General features: G+C 61.0%; 19 protein-coding genes, 1 other RNA gene and 1 pseudogene. 8 read left to right on the forward strand and 13 right to left on the reverse strand.

The window, feature by feature from the left end; translation table 11 throughout:
- Window positions 1–187: 187 nt before the first annotated feature.
- Complete coding sequence (locus tag EDC35_RS12030) at window positions 188–907, forward strand: hypothetical protein (RefSeq protein ID WP_132977508.1); 720 nt, start codon at window positions 188–190, stop codon at window positions 905–907.
- A 61-nt stretch (window positions 908–968) separates the two neighbouring features.
- On the opposite strand, the gene yihA is transcribed toward EDC35_RS12030, so the two are convergent.
- From yihA to ppa, 3 genes are all read right to left on the reverse strand, one after another.
- Window positions 969–1,634 (reverse strand): ribosome biogenesis GTP-binding protein YihA/YsxC, encoded by a 666-nt coding sequence (gene yihA / locus EDC35_RS12035; RefSeq protein WP_132977509.1) that lies wholly within the window; start codon window positions 1,632–1,634, stop codon window positions 969–971.
- Between the two features lie 121 nt (window positions 1,635–1,755).
- Entirely contained in the window at window positions 1,756–2,241 is a 486-nt protein-coding gene (gene moaC, locus EDC35_RS12040) for a cyclic pyranopterin monophosphate synthase MoaC (RefSeq protein ID WP_424565295.1), read from the reverse strand.
- The gene (gene ppa / locus EDC35_RS12045; RefSeq protein WP_132977510.1) at window positions 2,241–2,789 is read right to left on the reverse strand and encodes an inorganic diphosphatase; all 549 of its coding nucleotides are present in this window, start codon (window positions 2,787–2,789) and stop codon (window positions 2,241–2,243) included. Before ppa ends, moaC begins: the two co-directional genes overlap by 1 nt.
- A gap of 311 nt (window positions 2,790–3,100) precedes the next feature.
- Here ppa and EDC35_RS12050 point away from each other — a divergent pair, with 311 nt between their 5' ends.
- Entirely contained in the window at window positions 3,101–3,343 is a 243-nt protein-coding gene (locus tag EDC35_RS12050; protein ID WP_132977511.1) for a hypothetical protein, read from the forward strand.
- Between the two features lie 169 nt (window positions 3,344–3,512).
- A complete protein-coding gene (locus EDC35_RS12055) occupies window positions 3,513–4,160 on the forward strand; it encodes an MlaA family lipoprotein (protein WP_165903421.1) in 648 nt (215 codons plus the stop codon).
- A gap of 25 nt (window positions 4,161–4,185) precedes the next feature.
- On the opposite strand, the pseudogene EDC35_RS19045 reads toward EDC35_RS12055, so the two are convergent.
- The 9 genes and pseudogenes from EDC35_RS19045 to EDC35_RS12100 all read right to left on the reverse strand — a co-directional run.
- Window positions 4,186–4,257: pseudogene (locus tag EDC35_RS19045) on the reverse strand (inorganic diphosphatase); the annotation flags it as partial.
- A gap of 69 nt (window positions 4,258–4,326) precedes the next feature.
- The gene (locus EDC35_RS12065; protein ID WP_132977513.1) at window positions 4,327–5,085 is read right to left on the reverse strand and encodes a hypothetical protein; all 759 of its coding nucleotides are present in this window, start codon (window positions 5,083–5,085) and stop codon (window positions 4,327–4,329) included.
- Window positions 5,086–5,112: 27 nt separating this feature from the next.
- The gene (locus EDC35_RS12070; RefSeq protein ID WP_132977514.1) at window positions 5,113–6,366 is read right to left on the reverse strand and encodes a 6-phosphofructokinase; all 1,254 of its coding nucleotides are present in this window, start codon (window positions 6,364–6,366) and stop codon (window positions 5,113–5,115) included.
- Window positions 6,367–6,661: 295 nt separating this feature from the next.
- Entirely contained in the window at window positions 6,662–7,879 is a 1,218-nt protein-coding gene (locus EDC35_RS12075; protein ID WP_132977515.1) for a UbiH/UbiF/VisC/COQ6 family ubiquinone biosynthesis hydroxylase, read from the reverse strand.
- Window positions 7,876–9,096, reverse strand: a complete 1,221-nt coding sequence (gene ubiH, locus EDC35_RS12080; protein ID WP_132977516.1) for a 2-octaprenyl-6-methoxyphenyl hydroxylase — start codon at window positions 9,094–9,096, stop codon at window positions 7,876–7,878. The genes EDC35_RS12075 and ubiH overlap by 4 nt, the downstream gene beginning before the upstream one ends.
- Before the next feature lie 156 nt (window positions 9,097–9,252).
- Entirely contained in the window at window positions 9,253–9,654 is a 402-nt protein-coding gene (locus EDC35_RS12085; RefSeq protein WP_132977517.1) for a PIN domain-containing protein, read from the reverse strand.
- Window positions 9,654–9,905 carry a hypothetical protein gene (locus tag EDC35_RS12090; protein ID WP_132977518.1) on the reverse strand — a complete coding sequence of 84 codons (252 nt, stop codon included), beginning with the start codon at window positions 9,903–9,905 and terminating at the stop codon, window positions 9,654–9,656. The genes EDC35_RS12085 and EDC35_RS12090 overlap by 1 nt, the downstream gene beginning before the upstream one ends.
- A 109-nt stretch (window positions 9,906–10,014) precedes the next feature.
- Window positions 10,015–11,319, reverse strand: coding sequence for a Xaa-Pro aminopeptidase (pepP, locus tag EDC35_RS12095; protein WP_132977519.1), 1,305 nt, complete (start codon window positions 11,317–11,319; stop codon window positions 10,015–10,017).
- The gene (locus EDC35_RS12100) at window positions 11,316–11,864 is read right to left on the reverse strand and encodes a UPF0149 family protein (RefSeq protein ID WP_243651631.1); all 549 of its coding nucleotides are present in this window, start codon (window positions 11,862–11,864) and stop codon (window positions 11,316–11,318) included. Before EDC35_RS12100 ends, pepP begins: the two co-directional genes overlap by 4 nt.
- Window positions 11,865–11,994: 130 nt before the next feature.
- Between EDC35_RS12100 and EDC35_RS12105 the strand changes: the two genes are divergently transcribed.
- From EDC35_RS12105 to rpiA, 5 genes are all read left to right on the forward strand, one after another.
- A complete protein-coding gene (locus EDC35_RS12105) occupies window positions 11,995–12,204 on the forward strand; it encodes a TIGR02449 family protein (protein ID WP_243651632.1) in 210 nt (69 codons plus the stop codon).
- Entirely contained in the window at window positions 12,201–12,542 is a 342-nt protein-coding gene (locus EDC35_RS12110) for a cell division protein ZapA (protein ID WP_132977520.1), read from the forward strand. The genes EDC35_RS12105 and EDC35_RS12110 overlap by 4 nt, the downstream gene beginning before the upstream one ends.
- A gap of 14 nt (window positions 12,543–12,556) precedes the next feature.
- Window positions 12,557–12,740, forward strand: a non-coding RNA gene (gene ssrS / locus EDC35_RS12115) — 6S RNA.
- Between the two features lie 17 nt (window positions 12,741–12,757).
- A complete protein-coding gene (locus tag EDC35_RS12120; RefSeq protein ID WP_132977715.1) occupies window positions 12,758–13,417 on the forward strand; it encodes a 5-formyltetrahydrofolate cyclo-ligase in 660 nt (219 codons plus the stop codon).
- 152 nt (window positions 13,418–13,569) lie between these two features.
- Window positions 13,570–14,226 (forward strand): ribose-5-phosphate isomerase RpiA, encoded by a 657-nt coding sequence (gene rpiA / locus EDC35_RS12125; RefSeq protein ID WP_132977521.1) that lies wholly within the window; start codon window positions 13,570–13,572, stop codon window positions 14,224–14,226.
- Window positions 14,227–14,479: 253 nt separating this feature from the next.
- On the opposite strand, the gene EDC35_RS12130 is transcribed toward rpiA, so the two are convergent.
- The gene (locus EDC35_RS12130) at window positions 14,480–15,847 is read right to left on the reverse strand and encodes a porin (RefSeq protein ID WP_132977522.1); all 1,368 of its coding nucleotides are present in this window, start codon (window positions 15,845–15,847) and stop codon (window positions 14,480–14,482) included.
- Window positions 15,848–15,870 lie beyond the last annotated feature (23 nt).

Here is a 15,870-nt window from a genome sequence, read left to right on the forward strand (position 1 = left end):
CAGGAAACCGGAGGACCGTCGAGTGATCATTTGAACCTTGTGAAACATCAGGGTCGTTCGTATCTGAACGACACGGCGCAGGACGTGCCGGTGCGATGCAGACTCTGGAGTGGGCGGACCGAAACCACTCACATCATGCTGAACGCGATCTTTCCGCAACGATTTTCAATCTGACCGAGGAGCACACATGCCTGACATGCGATCCATTCCTTTTGCTTCGGTTGCTGTTCTGACGCTGGTTCTGGGTCAGGCGGCGCTCATGAACGCCGCCCTTGCGACCGAGCCCCAGGCGGCTGGCGCTGCCGCCGCGCCAACTGCGGCGGTTACAGCGCAACCGCCAGCCGCTGCCACGCCGGATAGGGCAGGGGAGAGCCAGGCGTCCGCGCTGGCGGAGCGTCGGCAGCGTTACGATGCATTGCGCGCCAGCGCCGCTGAAATCGGCGTTGCCTTGCCGGAAAACCCACCGTGGGAGACGGGACGCTTCGGTAGGCCCGATCCGTCGGAGCGGATGCGCGGCATGTCGCCTGAAGAACGTCAGGCCATGCGCGAGACGCGCTGGCAGCAGATGCGTGCGGAGGCGGCTGAACGTGGCATCGAGATGCCGGAGACGCCACCCTGGGTAGAGGCCGAAAAGCGCCGCCAGGAGATGCAGGAGCGTTTCACGCAGTATCGCAAGACCATTGAACAGATGAGCGATGAGCAGCGCGAAGCGGCGCGTGCATTCTTTGGTGCGCCGTCAGAAATGCCCTATACGTATCCGCCATTTCCACCATCCGACGCTTATCCGTCCTGGCATCCGCCCTGTCACCACGAACCGCGTGGCATGGCCTATCCGCCGATGATGCCCGGTTATCCTGCGCCAAACGGGGGTCAGTATCCGCTTGCGCCCTCTGAGTCGCACCCTTGACATGCAAAAGGGTGATCAGCATCCAGTCTTTTGCAGTGGCTTGATGCTGATTGCTCGTTGATCATCCTGAGAATCCTGCCGATTCTTCGGTCACCTGTGGCGGCAGCGGCGATGGGCTGTCTGTGTCTCGATGTACCTCAAGCCAGCGATCCAGCCATCCCTGCACGGCTTCGACGCCCTGTCGTTCCGGTGCGGAGAACAACTGCACCGTAACGCGATCCGCATGGCTCGACACCGCCCGTTCCACCGCCAGTCGCGCCGCCTGCGCCGGACCCTTTTTCAGCTTGTCCGCCTTGGTCAGCAGCAGGAGCAGTGACATGTCACCCTTGAGTCCCCAGGCCAGCATCTGCCGGTCGTAATCCGTCAGCGGATGACGGATGTCCATGACGATCACCAGTCCCATCAGCGAGCGGCGGGCTTCCAGATAATGCGCCAGATGCTGCTGCCATTGCAGTTTGACCGCTTCCGACACCTTGGCATAGCCATAGCCCGGCAGATCGACCAGACGACGCTCGGCGTCCAGCTCGAAGAAGATGAGCTGCTGGGTGCGTCCCGGCGTCTTGCTGGTGCGCGCCAGCGCCTTCTGATGGCAGATGGCGTTGATGGCGCTCGACTTGCCCGCATTCGAACGACCGGCAAAAGCGACCTCGCGACCGCTATCGGCGGGAGCCTGATGGAGCTGGGTCGCGGCGGTGAGAAAATGGGCGCGCTGGTAGAAAGAGTTCATGGGTCGCCGTCTGAATGGACAGGATTAACAGGATTCTGACGATTAACAGGATCCTGTGAAATCCTGTTAATCCTGTCTATTTTCGCTTGTTCAACATGATGAGCCGCAGGCTGAATGCGGTTTAGGAGGTGGCCGGATCACGCCGCCAGTGCCCGGACTGTCCACCGGACTTTTCCAGCAGACGCACGCGCTCAATCGTCATCCCGCGATCAACCGCCTTGCACATGTCGTAAATGGTCAGCAGGCTGACCTGCACCGCGCAGAGCGCCTCCATCTCGACCCCGGTCTGGCCTCGGGTTTCGACTGTCGCGCAACAGCGAACCGCCGCATCCTGGGTCTGGACACTGAGATCGATAGCCACGCGGGTCAGGCTCAGGGGATGGCACAGCGGCACCAGATCGGCGGTGCGCTTGGCTCCCATGATGCCAGCGATGCGCGCGATGCCGAGCACATCACCTTTGCGATGACCGCCCTGCGCGATGAGCGCGAGGGTCTCCGGCTCCATCCGGATCCAGCCCTCGGCCACCGCGCGACGCCGTGTCACCGCCTTGTCACCCACATCCACCATGTGGGCCTCGCCGGCCTCGGTGAAGTGGGTCAGCGACATCAGAACGCCGGCTTCTCGGGGGCGTCCTCGAACATCTTGACGCTCGACATGATCTCCGCGCAGGCCTCCTCGCGTCCGCCCCAGCCACCAACGCGCGCCCATTTGCCTTCGTCGAGATCCTTGTAGTGCTGGAAGAAGTGCGCGATCTGGTCCAGCAGATGCTGCGGCATGTCGCGGAAGCTCTCGACGTTGCGATAGCCCTTGAACAGCTTGTCGATCGGGATCGCCAGCACCTTGGCGTCGTCGCCGGATTCATCGGTCATGGTGAGGACGCCGATGGGGCGGCACTTGATGACCGAGCCGGGAATCAGCGGATAGGGTGTGACCACGATCACGTCCACCGGGTCGCCGTCCGAAGACAGCGTATGCGGCACATAGCCGTAATTGCAGGGATAGTGCATGGCGGTGGACATGAAGCGATCGACGAACATGGCGCCGGTCTCCTTGTCCATCTCGTACTTCACCGGATCCGAATGGGACGGGATTTCGATGATGACGTTGATGACATGGGGGATGTTATCGCCGCGTGAAACCTTACTGAGATCCATGAATCAGCCTCTGTCTATTGCATGAAGGAGGGTCGCCCCGTCAAGCCGTCCGGCTCAACGAAAAAAGGCCCTGACGGGCCTTGCGCGACGTTTGGCGCCTAATTGTAATCCATGACGTGCGCGAAAATCCCGATCCCTGGAATTTTCGCGTACTGTGTCGATGGTGGACGGGGCCGGTCATGATGCCGGTGAGTTGATCATTCGCTGACAAAGTCATCCAGGGTTCCGTCAGCCGTCGCCGGTTAAGCTGTGCCTCAGTCGCGATGACACGCGGCGACAGATTAACCACATTGCCACGGGGGCACAGAACCATGTTGACACATTCATCCCGCACGCGGCTGGGCACGAAACCGGGCCGCTTTCCGGCAGCCTTCCGACGCCAGGCCGGTTTCGTCCGGTTCCCATTCAGCGCGCCCAGCCGGTTTGTGTGGCGTCGGTCCGTTTGCAATGAAAGCGACCTGCACGCCATCATCGAACCGGTTGTCGATATTGAGGAGGCCATTCGCTCCTTCGCCGATTCACAGCCCGCCCAGCTCTACCGTGGCGGTGCCTGAGCGAACGACATCGGTCGCGACACATCACAGGGCATGACGGGCCAGACAGATCGGCACGGCGGATTTTTGATCAGAGCACGAGGAATCAGGCATGCTGAAGCGCGCGTTTGTGGGGCTGATCCTGTTGATGGTGCAGTGTAGCTTGACGATGGCGGAAATATCCCCTGTCTTGCCCGACACCGCCGCATCCCCGGTCATGTCGGTGGTTGCTGACGATCCCTACGAGACCTTCAACCGTCAGGTGTTCAACTTCAACGCCTGGCTGGTGCGCGAGGTGGTGAATCCGACCGCCGATTGGCTGGGATGGCTCCTGCCGCTGCCGATTCAGCAGGCCGGTTATAACGTCTACAACAACCTGACCGAGCCGGAATTCATCGTCACCAATCTGTTCGACGGCAATTCAGAGGGGGCCATTCGTTCCGGACAGCGTTTTGCGATCAATTCGACGCTTGGCATTGCGGGGATCTGGGATGCCGCATCCTGGATGGGATACGAACGCCGCGAAGTGGAATTCATCGAATCGCTCTGTGCGGCGGGATGGGATCCGGGTGCCTTCATCGTGCTCCCGGCCATCGGCCCGGCCAGCGTCTACCCGGCGGTGATGGTCACCGGCTTCTTTGCGGTCGAATGGTATGCACTGTCCTTGATCTCATCGACCCTGGCCACGGCCGATCTGGTGGTGGATCTCAGCGCCTCAGCTGCCAGTCTGCGCCATGCGCGGGAGGTGCCGGATGAGCAGAATTCGGATCCTTATGTGGTCCAGCGCGAGGAATTCAGGCGCTATCTGGAGACCCGCTGTCTGCATCGCTCGCTTTGAACAGGCGTAGAATTTCAATGGAGCGGACGAGCATGGCGCCGGTGTCCTTGTTCATTTCGTGCTTCACCGGGTCCGAATGGGACGGGATCTCAATGATGACATTGAGTTGAAGTTACCCCACGCCAAGATTGGACCCCATGCAACGAAGCTCAGCTTGCAGTACGAACTAACGCGCCGTCCGCACACATACGCCCAGGCTCTGTAAGTAGTCGTTGGTATCGTCATTTTTTTCCATGTAACGGATGGTCATAACGTCGCCATTGAGGCTGATCCAGCCTTCGCTGGTAGCGGCGGCATCGCCAAGAAATTTGACATAGCCTTGAGCTGAAACCGAATAGTTGACTGTGCCATCGTCTTTCCAGGTTTCAACGTCCTCTTGGGTGCCGAGAAAGTTGAATTGCCCCGACTTGTTCCAATCGACCCACCATGACCGCCCGGTATCTGTTGCCGATCCCTTAAACTGTACGCTCCCAGCACCGTTGGCCTTGACGACCGTGACTTTGCTCGTGTGGTTTATGTACGCAAACGATTTTCCGGGTGTGTTGTTTCCGCCGTTTTCTGTCGACTGCTCAATGCATTGGTAAGTCCCCTTGAATGTAGCTTTACTATAAGAACCGCCCTCCAACGCTGCAAGACGCGATTCCAGCCTGCTCAACTGGGTGCGTAGAGCCGCATTGAGATCAGCAGCACTCACCGAACCATTTTTAATTTTGCTGCCGGTCACGGAATTCGTCGCAAGATCCGATGCTTGGACGCACTCGGTGCAGACCAGATCGGTTGCCGGTGCTGCATCAGCGGCACCGACGGACACAAAAGCGAGTGCGTAAAAAATGGCAGGGCTGAAGGGAACGTGTGCAGTTTTTGGCCGCCTTAGCAACATCATTGCAATCCTCAGATTTGTTGGTGTGACCGAAAGACCGATCACACCGTGTATCTTATGATCGGTGTTGTGTCAAATTGTGAAAGGCTTGAGTTTGCATTCTACCGCAACATTTTTGAGCGTCACATACTTGGGCAGTCCGTGCTCGAAGGGCGGGTAATCCTCGCCCTGAATCAGCGGGATCAGATACTCCTTGCAGATCGGGGTGATGCCGAAGCCGTCCTCGGTGATGAAGTCGCGCGGCATGAATTTCTCGACGTTCGCGACTTCGGACAGGGGTGCCTCACCCACTTCCCAGGCATAGGGATTACTGCTCAGACGTTTGACGGTTGGCATCACGGCATTGTGTCCGGCCAGCGCGAATTCGACCCCGGCGCGGCCCATCGCATAGGCCTGCTCGACATCGGTTTTGGAGGCCAGATGACGCGCGGCGCGCTGGAGATAATCGGCGACCGCCCAATGGAATTTGTAGCCCGTGGCGTCCTTGACCATGTTGGCGACGACCGGCGCGGCTCCGCCAAGCTGGGCGTGACCGAAGGCGTCGCGGGTACCCTGCTCGGCCAGGAAACGGCCATCGGGATATTTGGCTCCTTCCGAGACGATGACGGTGCAGAAATCGAAACGCTCGACCTTTTCCTTGACGGTGGCGAGAAAGCGCGCCTGATCGAAGTCGATTTCAGGAAAGAGGATCATGACCGGGATGTCGTGGTCCTCGATCAGACCGCCCGCTGCGGCGATCCAGCCGGCATGACGCCCCATGACCTCCAGCACGAAGACCTTGGTTGAGGTCTTGGACATGGAGCGCACGTCGAACGATGCCTCCAGCGCGGAGGTGGCGATGTATTTGGCGACCGAGCCGAAACCGGGGCAGTTGTCGGTGATGGGCAGATCGTTATCGACCGTCTTGGGGACATGGATCGCCTGCACCGGATAGCCCAGCGCCTCGGAGAGTTGCGAGACCTTGTAACAGGTGTCGGCCGAATCGCCGCCGCCGTTGTAGAAAAAATAACCGATGTCGTGGGCCTTGAAGACCTCGATCAGACGTTCGTACTCGCGCCGGTTGGCCTCCAGGCTCTTGAGCTTGTAGCGGCAGGAGCCGAAGGCGCCGGAGGGCGTATAGCGCAGCGCGGCGATATCCGCATCCGATTCCTGGCTGGTATCGATCAGATCCTCGGTGAGTGCGCCGATGATGCCGTTGCGCCCGGCATAAACATTGGCGATCTGGTCTTTGTGACGGCGCGCGGTCTCGATCACCCCGCAGGCCGAGGCGTTGATGACGGCGGTCACACCGCCGGACTGGGCATAGAAGGCATTTTTGGCAGACATGTTTTTTACTCTTGTGTGGATGTCAGTCGGAGTGTCTATAAGTCGATTTTCTGAAGGTCTGATACAGCGCTGTGTATTTTGACAGGATTAACAGGATTAACAGGATTAAGGTGATTTCCGGAAAGGACGTACCACCTGTAGGGACGATTTAAATCGCCCTACAAGACTTGCAGCCAGACGAAGTCGGGATGCTCAGACCGGAAATCGACTAAAAACAGAATATTAAAAAATCCTGTCAATCCTGTTAATCCCGTCGAAAAACTCGGTCATGGGTACGAGCTTTCCTGAAAATCAGCTAAGGCCGCGCTAAGGGTGGCAGATCCTGGCTCAGACCCAGCGCGCGGTCCATGAAAAGACGCTTGAGCGGCGGCAGTCGGTCGGTTGCCGACAGCCCCAGGCTGCGCAGGCTGGCCAGGGGTTGCTGGTCGTTGCTGAACAGCCGCTTCAAGGCATCCATGGCGCCGAGCATCAACTGATTGTCGCCGCGCCGCGCGCGCTCGTAATGACGCAGGGTCCAGAGTCCGCCGATCTCGCGGCGATGCGCCAGGGCCAGATCCAGCGCCGCTGCGAGTTCGGCGGCATCGAGGAAACCGAGATTGACCCCCTGACCGGCCAGCGGATGGATGGCGTGCGCGGCGTCGCCGATCAGCGCCAGTCCGGGTTGCACATAGTGTTTGGCGTGCTGCAAACGTAGCGGGACAGCGGCGCGCGGGCCATCGAGCGTCAGCCGACCAAGACAGGACTCGCTGGCCTGCGTCAACTCCTCGGAAAAGGCCAGATCGTCCATCGCCAGCAGTTGTGCCGCGCGTTCGTCGGTGGCGGACCAGACGATGGAGCAGCGCCCGTCGGCCAGCGGCAGCAGCGCCAGCGGGCCGGTGGGCAGAAAACGCTGCCAGGCAGTCTCCTGATGCCAGTCGGTCGGGTGGATTGTCGCGACGATGGCGCGCTGGCCATAGTCCCGGCCTTCGGTCTCGATACCGGCCAGCTCGCGGATCAGCGAATCGCGCCCGTCCGCGCCGACCAGCAGGCGGGCATCGAGCCGTCGACCATCGGTGAAAAGCAGGTTGGTGCCCTGCGTGTGACGCTCCATGTCCACAATGCCTGCCGGACAGATCAGGCTGACATCCGGGGCCGACTCCAGCCGTTCCCACAATGCCAACTGGACGACACGATTCTCGACGATATGACCCAGATCCGGTTCGCCCAGATCTGCGCTGTCGAAATGAATCCGCCCGCCACCGACTGCGTCCCAGACGCGCATCTGGCGATAAGGGCTGGCGCCGAGTTCGGCGATGCGCTCCCAGGCGCCTAAACGGGTCAGGAGACGCTGACTCGCCCGGCTCAGGGCGGACACCCGCAGATCCACCTCGCCTGCCGGCCAGTCGCGCACCGGCTCGCGCGCCTCGATCAGGGCGATTGAAAGACCCTTGCCGGATGCCGCGCACGCAAAGGCAGCGCCGACCATGCCGCCGCCCGCCACCACGACATCAAAAGATTGCCCGCTGTCCGTCATCGCGAAACCTCCAGTGGCAGTCCACGGGCCAGACGCGGCAGACGTCCGCCCAATCCCATGAAACGTCTCGCCAGCAGATGGCGCGCGCCCGGCAGCAGATCAAGACCCAGCAGACCGGCCCCGCGCGCCAGTTTCAAGGGTGTCCAGGCCGGTACGAAGAGCCGCGCCAGGGCATCGGTCAGATTGGCGGTGTCGAGCTGATCACGACCGCGCCAGCGCTGGTAAGCGGCCAGCGTCGTCGCCGTGCCGGGATCGCTGCCTGCCTGCGCCACGACCTCGGCCAGGGCGGCGACATCGCGTAGCCCCAGATTGAAGCCCTGACCCGCGACTGGATGCAGGGTATGCGCCGCATTGCCGATCAGCACCAGACGCTCGCGGATCGGATCGCGGGTCAGCAGGAGCTTGAGCGGATAGGCGCGGCGGGGCGCGGTCTGGGTCAGGCGACCGAGCCGATAGCCGAAGCGTTCCTGCAAACGGTCCAGAAACTCATCATCCGTGCACGCGAGCAGCTCGGCGGTTGCGTGGCGACGGCTGGTCCAGACCACCGAATAACGCCCGCCGGTCATGGGCAGCAGCGCCAGCGGGCCGGTGTCGGTGAATCGCTCGAAGGCGACTCCGGTCTGAGGCCGGTCGGCTGTGACGGTCGTGATGATGGCGTCATGCGCATAGTCATGCTCACGGATCTGGAAATCGAGCCGCTGACGGATAGCCGAGTCGCCGCCATCGGCGGCCACCAGCAGCCGGGCGCGCAGAAACCGGCTCTCGCCATTCGTCCGCGTCTCCAGCTCCATCCAGTCGCCCATCACACGCTGCGCGACGAGCTGCGCCGGACAGAAGAAATCGATGTTGGCGGCATCCTTCAGTCTGGCGCGGATGGCCAGACCCATGGCTCGCGCTGGCGTCACATAACCAAGCGCCTCGACACCTTCCTCGGTCTGATCGAGTCGGGTGAAACAGCCCCGTCCGCGCTCCGAGACATGGACCCTGCGGATGGGTTCGGCCTCGGGCGCGATGTCCGGCCAGAGTCCGATGGCGCCGAAGATCTGCCGACTGCCCAGCGACAGGGCAATGACCCGCTCGTCATAGCTCGGCTGACGCGCGGCGATAACCGGCACCGCCTCGATCACCGCGACCCTGAGCCGCGTGCCGGCCAGGGCGCAGGCCAGACTGCCGCCCACCAGACCGCCGCCGATAATCACCAGGTCGTAGTCGTTCATTGATTACCTTTATCTTCAAGTTGGCAGTTCTTCGGGGCGAATTCATTCGCCCAGCAGCAGTTGGCAGAAAATTGTGTGGCGCCGTTTAACGCTCGACTCTGACGACTGACGACTCTCGCCGGACTGGGTTATGTGGCCTCGCCCTGCCTGCGTCCCTCACGCCAGGCTCCAATCTTCGAGGTCCAACCCGAGTCCATCGAAGTGGGCGGTATTGTTCGTGACCAGCATCGCACGCTGTCTCAGCGCCGTTACCGCGATCAGCAAATCGGCATCCGCGATGGGCTTGCCGCCCCGGTGACGTTCAGCCCAAAGGCGAATGGCGTGTTCCCAATGCGCATCATCAAAGACGGGGGTCAGCCACTTCAGCGTGAGAGACTGGTACTGAGCCAGATTGCGGGTCGCACCCTTGAGGAGCAGATAGCGGCGGATCTCATAGTCAACGACAGGACTCAGGACGAACGCATCGTCCGCGGATCGCCTGACCCTCTCGAAGCGTGCGCGTACCCCTGGATGACCCCGCATCAGGTAACTGAGGATATTGGTGTCGAGCAGATACATCAGGGGGTGATGTCCAGTGTATTTAGGATGACCGGATGCCGGGTGCGAAAGGCTGGTAGTTCCTCCCAGATCTTCTGTTCATCGTCGTTCAAGGACCAGGTGAGTGGATCCGCTTCAGGTTTTACCTGATCGGAAGCCTGAAGATCGTCGAGCAAGGTCACCAGCACGGCGATTGGCCGGGTGATCTGCAGCTCTTCGTCGAAGATGATCTGACCGGATGGAGAGAGCGTTGCTTTCAAAGTATGCAGCATCGGTGTGTCCTCGCAGGATATGTCATTCCTTCAGCGTCCTGAAGCCGGCAGTTGGCATTTTGAAAATCATGCGCCTAACTGACGACTGACGGTGCGAATGAATTCGCACCTACGATCCCATAACTGCTTCGATCTCATCGGGCTCTTTGGGTGCCGCCGCTGACAGGATCTCGTTGCCGTCTTCAGTGATCAGCACATCGTCTTCGATGCGGATGCCGATGCCGCGATAAGGTTCCGGCACGGTGTCGGTCGCGGGCAGATACAGCCCCGGTTCGACCGTCAGCACCATGCCCGACTCAAGCAAACGCCACTCGCCGTCACGCTTGTAGGCGCCGACATCATGCACGTCCATGCCGAGCCAGTGGCCGGTGCGGTGCATGTAATGGGGCTTGTACGCCTCATCCTTGATGAGTTTGCCGACCTTGCCTGTGAGGATACCGAGCTGGATCAAACCCTTGGTCAGCACCCGCACGGCGGCCTCATGCGGCTCATTCCAGTGGCAGCCGGGGCGCGCGCTGGCGATGGCGGCCTGCTGGGCGGCCAGCACCAGATCATAGACCTCGCGCTGGGCGGGACTGAAACGGCCATTGACCGGGAAGGTGCGGGTGATGTCGGAGGCATAGCCGTCCAGTTCGCAGCCGGCATCGATCAGCACCAGATCGCCGTCGCGCAACGGGGCGTCATTCGCAGTGTAATGCAGGGTGCAGGCGTTGGTCCCGCCGCCGACGATGGACGGATAGGCCAGAAAACGGGCGCCGGCTGTAGCGCAGGCGTGTTGAAATTCGGCCTCCAGATCCCGCTCATTGAGTCCGGGCCTGCACGCCTGCATCAGCCGGCGATGGGCCTTGGCGGAGATGCGGGCGGCGTGGCGCATCAGCGTCAGTTCGGACTGATGCTTGATGAGTCGCTGCTCATGCAGGACCGATTCAATGTTTACGAAGGTATCCGGCGCGACCGCGCCGGTGCGCGTCTTGGCCCGTACCTGCCGCACCCAGCCCATGATCCGCGCATCAAGTGCGTCCTCGGTGCCGATCGGGTAGTAAAGGCTGGTTCGCCCCTCGATCAGGGTTGGCAGAATGGCGTCCAGTTCGTCCAGCGGATGAGCCTCGGCGGCGCCAAAACGGGCGATGGCGCCCTCGACGCCGATCCGCGTTCCGTCCCACTGTTCGCGTTCGGGGTCGCGCGGGCGACAGAAGAGGATGAATTCGCCTTCCTTGCGCTTCGGCGCGAAGACGGCGAAGGCGTCGGGCTCGGGAAAGCCGGTGAGATAGCTGAAGTCGCTGCTCTGGCGGAAGGGGTAATGCACGTCGCGGTTACGGATCGTTTCACGTGCCGCTGGCAGAATCGCCAGTCCATTGGGGCTCATGGATTTGAGCAGTGCGCGCCGTCGGCGTTTGAATTCGGCGCCGGTCATGACTGACTGGACTCGTCGCGTGCGCCGGCCCGCTCGGCATGGACCAGCAGCGCCGCCGCCCACACGAATTCGGTCACGTCGGTCAGGGCCGACTCGTTTTCTTCGCTGTCTTCCAGGTCGTCGAGATCCATGCGTGTCAGATCGGTAAAATCGCGTAACACTTCCTGGGTTTGCGCAGAGAAATCGCGTTCCGAGACCCCGAGCAGGCCCAGGGCATAGAGAAAACCGCGCACCCAGTCATAGAGCGCGGTCGCGCGTTCAGCCAGCGGGCGGGACTCGTCCGGTAGCAACAGACTGAAACCCAGATCAGGTGAGACGATGTCGGCTTGTGTCTGCGTGACGAGGGAGCGCAGTCTGTCGCGGGCGGCATCCAGCGGTGGAGCGTTTGCATCCGTTTTGGGCAGGAGCTGATCGATCCAGGTCTGTTCCGGGGTCGCGTCACCGCCGCAGATGACGCCGCACAGCATGCCATGCGCTTCGCTCGGGGTCGGAGACAGGGCGCTGGCTTCCAGCAAGCGGCTCATCTCTTCGCAGTCGATATCCATGGCAACCTCCATGACGCCGGCCAGGCGCCAAATACTGAATCGGCTCCGGATCATAGCATGCCCGCCTGCCCGATTGACCGCTCACCATACCCCTTCTATAGTGCACAGAATTTCAATGGAGTCGCGGACTTTGGCACACTTCGACCTCGATCAACTGGAGCAGCAGGTGAGCGCTTTGATTCACCTCAATCAACAGCTCCGAGACGACAATGCGTCGCTGCGCACCCATCAGGAGGCGCTGCTTGCGGAGCGCGGCGAATTGATTGAAAAAACCGAACAGGCGCGCAGCCGTGTCGAGGCCATGCTGTCCCGATTGCGCGCCATGGAGGAAAATTTGTGAGCGATGAGCCGTTGCAGGTCAGTATCAGGATTCTGGACAAGGATTATCGCATCGCCTGCTCCCCGCAGGAGCAGGAGGATCTGCGCGCATCAGCCCGCCTCCTTGATGAGCGCATGCGCGAGATTCGTCAAACCGGGCGCGTGATTGGCTCGGATCGGATCGCCGTGATGGCGGCGCTGAACATCGCGCACGAACTCATCCAGCTTCAGCGGATACGGCCTGTGACGAAAGACGAGACGGATCGACGTCTGAGTCAGATCCAGGAACGGATCTCGACCGCGCTGGCTGCCGAGCCGCCCGTTGAACCGCCGCTGGACGCATCGGCTGAAAAGGTATAGCCTTCATCCCAAGACATCCCCTGTAGTGTTCGAGAGTGGCCGGGTATTTTCTTGAGCCTAATCGCTGCCCTGGGGGCATGACCACAAAGCTGTTGCGCAAGTCCGTCACCGAGCGGAAAGCCTGAAGCGGCGTCGATTGTCCCCACTTGAACCTTCCGGTTCAAGAACAAAGGTCGCAACGGCACCAATGGGGGATGTCCCTTCTTTTACCCGGCATGCATCCGCGAAAAGCCCTCCGTCGTGAGCTCCGTGCCGCACGTCGATCCCTCACTCTTCAGCAACAACGCCGACATGCCGCCAGTGTGGCGAAAAGACTTGCCCGTGCGCGCGTTTTTCTGCGCGCCCGCCGGATTGCCTTTTACTGGCCCGCCGATGGCGAACTCGATCCCCGTCCATTGCTGGAGCAGGCACACCGGCGCGGCAAGACCGGCTATCTCCCGGTCCTGAGACCACGTCTCAACGGGCGGCGCGGTGACAGGCTCTGGTTTGCGCCCTATGTCCCTGGCGCGCCGCTGTGCCCCAATCGTTTCGGCATTCCGGAACCACGGTCACGCCGGGGGCTCAGGCTTGCCTGGAATCTGGATCTGCTCATGATGCCGCTGGTGGGCTTCGATGCCGATTGCAACCGTCTTGGCATGGGCGGCGGCTTCTATGACCGCACTCTGGCCTATCTCCGTCGGCATCGGGCCTGGAATCGTCCGCGACTGATCGGCCTCGCCCACGCCTGCCAGCAGGTTGCACGCATTGAACCGCAGCCCTGGGATATTCCGTTGGAAGCCGTCGTCACCGAATGTGTAATCCAAGTTCGGTCATTTGCACCGCAAAGGCGCAAAGGACGCGAAGAAAACGGGACGCTTGCCAGGTATGACGCCTGACGCATTGGCTGCGGCTCACGGTCTGGGCTCCCCCGAAATCCTTTGTGCTCTTTGCGTCTTTGCGGTTTAAAAGCAATTTTTCGCTCAAGCTCGGGCGCCGACGGCTCTGCTATGATCGCCCGCCTCACATAACCAAATCAGGAGGACGATGCATGAATGCCGATGCGATGAAAAAACAGGCCGCCGAGGCGGCGCTGGGCTATGTCGAAGGCGGTGTGATCGGTGTTGGCACAGGCTCGACCGTCAATCATTTCATCGACGCGCTGGCAACGATCAGGGGTCGCATTGAGGGGGCGGTATCGAGTTCGGAAGCCTCGACCGCACGGCTCAAACAGCACGGTATCCCAGTGCTGGATCTGAATGGTGTGGGCGAGCTGTCGCTCTATGTGGACGGCGCGGATGAATCCAACGACCGGCTGCAACTCATCAAGGGCGGCGGCGGGGCGCTGACCCGCGAGAAGATCGTCGCAGCGGCAAGCCGTCAATTCGTCTGCATCGCCGACGAGAGCAAGCTGGTGGAGGTGCTCGGGCGTTTTCCGCTGCCGGTGGAGGTCATTCCGATGGCTCGCAGCTATGTGGCGCGCGAACTGGTTCAGTTGGGCGGCACCCCGGTCTGGCGCGATGGCTTTGTCACCGACAATGGCAATCTGATTCTGGATGTGCAGCATCTGGAGATCACCGACCCGCGGCAACTGGAGCAGCAGATCAACATGATCGCGGGCGTGGTCACGGTTGGTCTCTTCGCGCACCGGCCTGCCGATGTCCTGATTCTGGGGACGCCGCATGGAGTCAGAACGCTCGGTCGTTAAACCGCGTCCAGAGTGAAACGCTGAGTTTCGAGTGAGCCGGACGTTTGGCGCATCGACGGCCTTTGGTGGGGATGCGGTTTAATATTTTATATTTTTCAGCTTCTTAAGCCGCGCCAGCTCCGGCGCCAGTCGATGCTGCCAAAGCCCGTCCAAACCGAAGGCATCGACATATCTCACTGGGCGCTGTTTAAGAAGGCACAAAGAAACGGGGCCAGATGGCCCCGTTTTTCATCTCGCAAATCCTAAGTTGAACTTAGAAGTTGTGGATCATGCCCAGCGAGAAGCCGCTCCACTCGGAGCCGGCAGTCCAGTCGGCACGGTCGTCAGACACGTCGGTGTAAAGCGCGTAAGCCTTGGTGCGCTTGCTGAAGTTCTGCTCGAAGCCGATGCCCCAAGTGTCACGATTGCCTTCGTACACATCGTTCAGACGCTGTGCAGCCAGGGGCGACAGACCAAGCTGGGGCACCAGATCGTCAGAGCTGAACTCAGCCTGACCGTACATGGCCTTGATCATGCTGTTGCCGAACGAATAAGCGGCCTGAACCTGCCACAGATCGGCCTTCTGAGGGCCGCCCGGCAGATACCAGGTCACACCGTCGTACGAGCCAGAGGTGTAGGCATCGGAACCGGCGATATTGTCGTGATTCTCGTAGATACCAGTCAGGCTGAAGCCGTTCCAATTCAGCAGACCGAGACCGACGCGCCACTTGGTCCAGTCGGTGTCGGAGGTCGTGCAACTGGCGGCATTGACGGCGCAGCCGAAGTTGTTGGCATTGGTGTTGAACAGTTCGTAGCCCAGGCTTTCGTAGGCCAGCGATCCGTAGAAGGGACCGTTGCTGTAGACGGCGGCAAGCGACCAGCCAGCATTGATGCTGTCGGCTTCAGTGTTCTGGCTGCCCAGGACGTTCGAGCCGCCAGCCGGAACCACGGCGGCAGAGAAATTGAAGCCGCTGAAGCTCGGCGAGATGTAGGCGACGACATTGTCGGCACGGATGTCGTTGAAGCCGACGGTGGTGTTGTTATCAGCCAGGCTGTCCGCGAAGAGGTCGAGCTTGCCGGTGGACATCTTCAGCGGGGTGTCATGACGACCGACCAGGAAGGAACCCCAGTCGCCGCCCAGGCCGACGAAGGTGTTACGCATGGTGATGGCGTCGGCGTTGTTGTCCAGATCGTTGTTGGAGTCGGTCGGGTTGATGCCGAACTCGATCTGATAGATCGCCTTGAGACCGTTGCCCAAGTCTTCGTTGCCCTTCACGCCCAGACGGCTGGCGCGACCGCCACCGGCGCCGGTGACAGGGGCGTTACGCGGGATGTAGCCGTTGGTCATGCCCCAGCCGGTGAAGTCCGAGCCGCCACCGACCTGCTGCGGCGCGACAGCCACAGCGCCGACAGGACCAGCCACGCCGGGAACGACGACGCCAAGATTCTCGCCGTTGCGTGCCCAGTAGGACGGGTTGCCCTGGTTGGCAGGCAGGTAGTTGGCAACCGGCGCGATGGCGTTGGTCACGTCAACATAATCGATGGAAACATGCAGCCGGCCATACATGATGGCTTCAGCCGATGCGATAGCGGGCGTGGCGAGTGCGGCGGCGACCGCCAGGGTAAGAAGTTTCTTGTTCATGCTGTTCTCCGCTGTTGTGAATT

It is taken from the genome of Thiobaca trueperi (assembly GCF_004342175.1).
Classification (GTDB): domain Bacteria; phylum Pseudomonadota; class Gammaproteobacteria; order Chromatiales; family Chromatiaceae; genus Thiobaca; species Thiobaca trueperi.

Excerpts from the sequence above, each read along its gene's own strand:
- EDC35_RS12050 (WP_132977511.1), top strand. The coding sequence starts at position 3,101 with ATGTTGACACATTCATCCCGCACGCGGCTGGGCACGAAACCGGGCCGC.
- EDC35_RS12085 (WP_132977517.1), bottom strand. The coding sequence starts at position 9,654 with ATGTATCTGCTCGACACCAATATCCTCAGTTACCTGATGCGGGGTCAT.
- EDC35_RS12075 (WP_132977515.1), bottom strand. The coding sequence starts at position 7,879 with ATGACGGACAGCGGGCAATCTTTTGATGTCGTGGTGGCGGGCGGCGGC.
- EDC35_RS12100 (WP_243651631.1), bottom strand. The coding sequence starts at position 11,864 with ATGGATATCGACTGCGAAGAGATGAGCCGCTTGCTGGAAGCCAGCGCC.
- pepP (WP_132977519.1), bottom strand. The coding sequence starts at position 11,319 with ATGACCGGCGCCGAATTCAAACGCCGACGGCGCGCACTGCTCAAATCC.
- rpiA (WP_132977521.1), top strand. The coding sequence starts at position 13,570 with ATGAATGCCGATGCGATGAAAAAACAGGCCGCCGAGGCGGCGCTGGGC.
- ubiH (WP_132977516.1), bottom strand. The coding sequence starts at position 9,096 with ATGAACGACTACGACCTGGTGATTATCGGCGGCGGTCTGGTGGGCGGC.
- yihA (WP_132977509.1), bottom strand. The coding sequence starts at position 1,634 with ATGAACTCTTTCTACCAGCGCGCCCATTTTCTCACCGCCGCGACCCAG.
- EDC35_RS12090 (WP_132977518.1), bottom strand. The coding sequence starts at position 9,905 with ATGCTGCATACTTTGAAAGCAACGCTCTCTCCATCCGGTCAGATCATC.
- EDC35_RS12130 (WP_132977522.1), bottom strand. The coding sequence starts at position 15,847 with ATGAACAAGAAACTTCTTACCCTGGCGGTCGCCGCCGCACTCGCCACG.
- ppa (WP_132977510.1), bottom strand. The coding sequence starts at position 2,789 with ATGGATCTCAGTAAGGTTTCACGCGGCGATAACATCCCCCATGTCATC.
- moaC (WP_424565295.1), bottom strand. The coding sequence starts at position 2,241 with ATGTCGCTGACCCACTTCACCGAGGCCGGCGAGGCCCACATGGTGGAT.
- EDC35_RS12070 (WP_132977514.1), bottom strand. The coding sequence starts at position 6,366 with ATGTCTGCCAAAAATGCCTTCTATGCCCAGTCCGGCGGTGTGACCGCC.
- EDC35_RS12030 (WP_132977508.1), top strand. The coding sequence starts at position 188 with ATGCCTGACATGCGATCCATTCCTTTTGCTTCGGTTGCTGTTCTGACG.
- EDC35_RS12120 (WP_132977715.1), top strand. The coding sequence starts at position 12,758 with ATGCATCCGCGAAAAGCCCTCCGTCGTGAGCTCCGTGCCGCACGTCGA.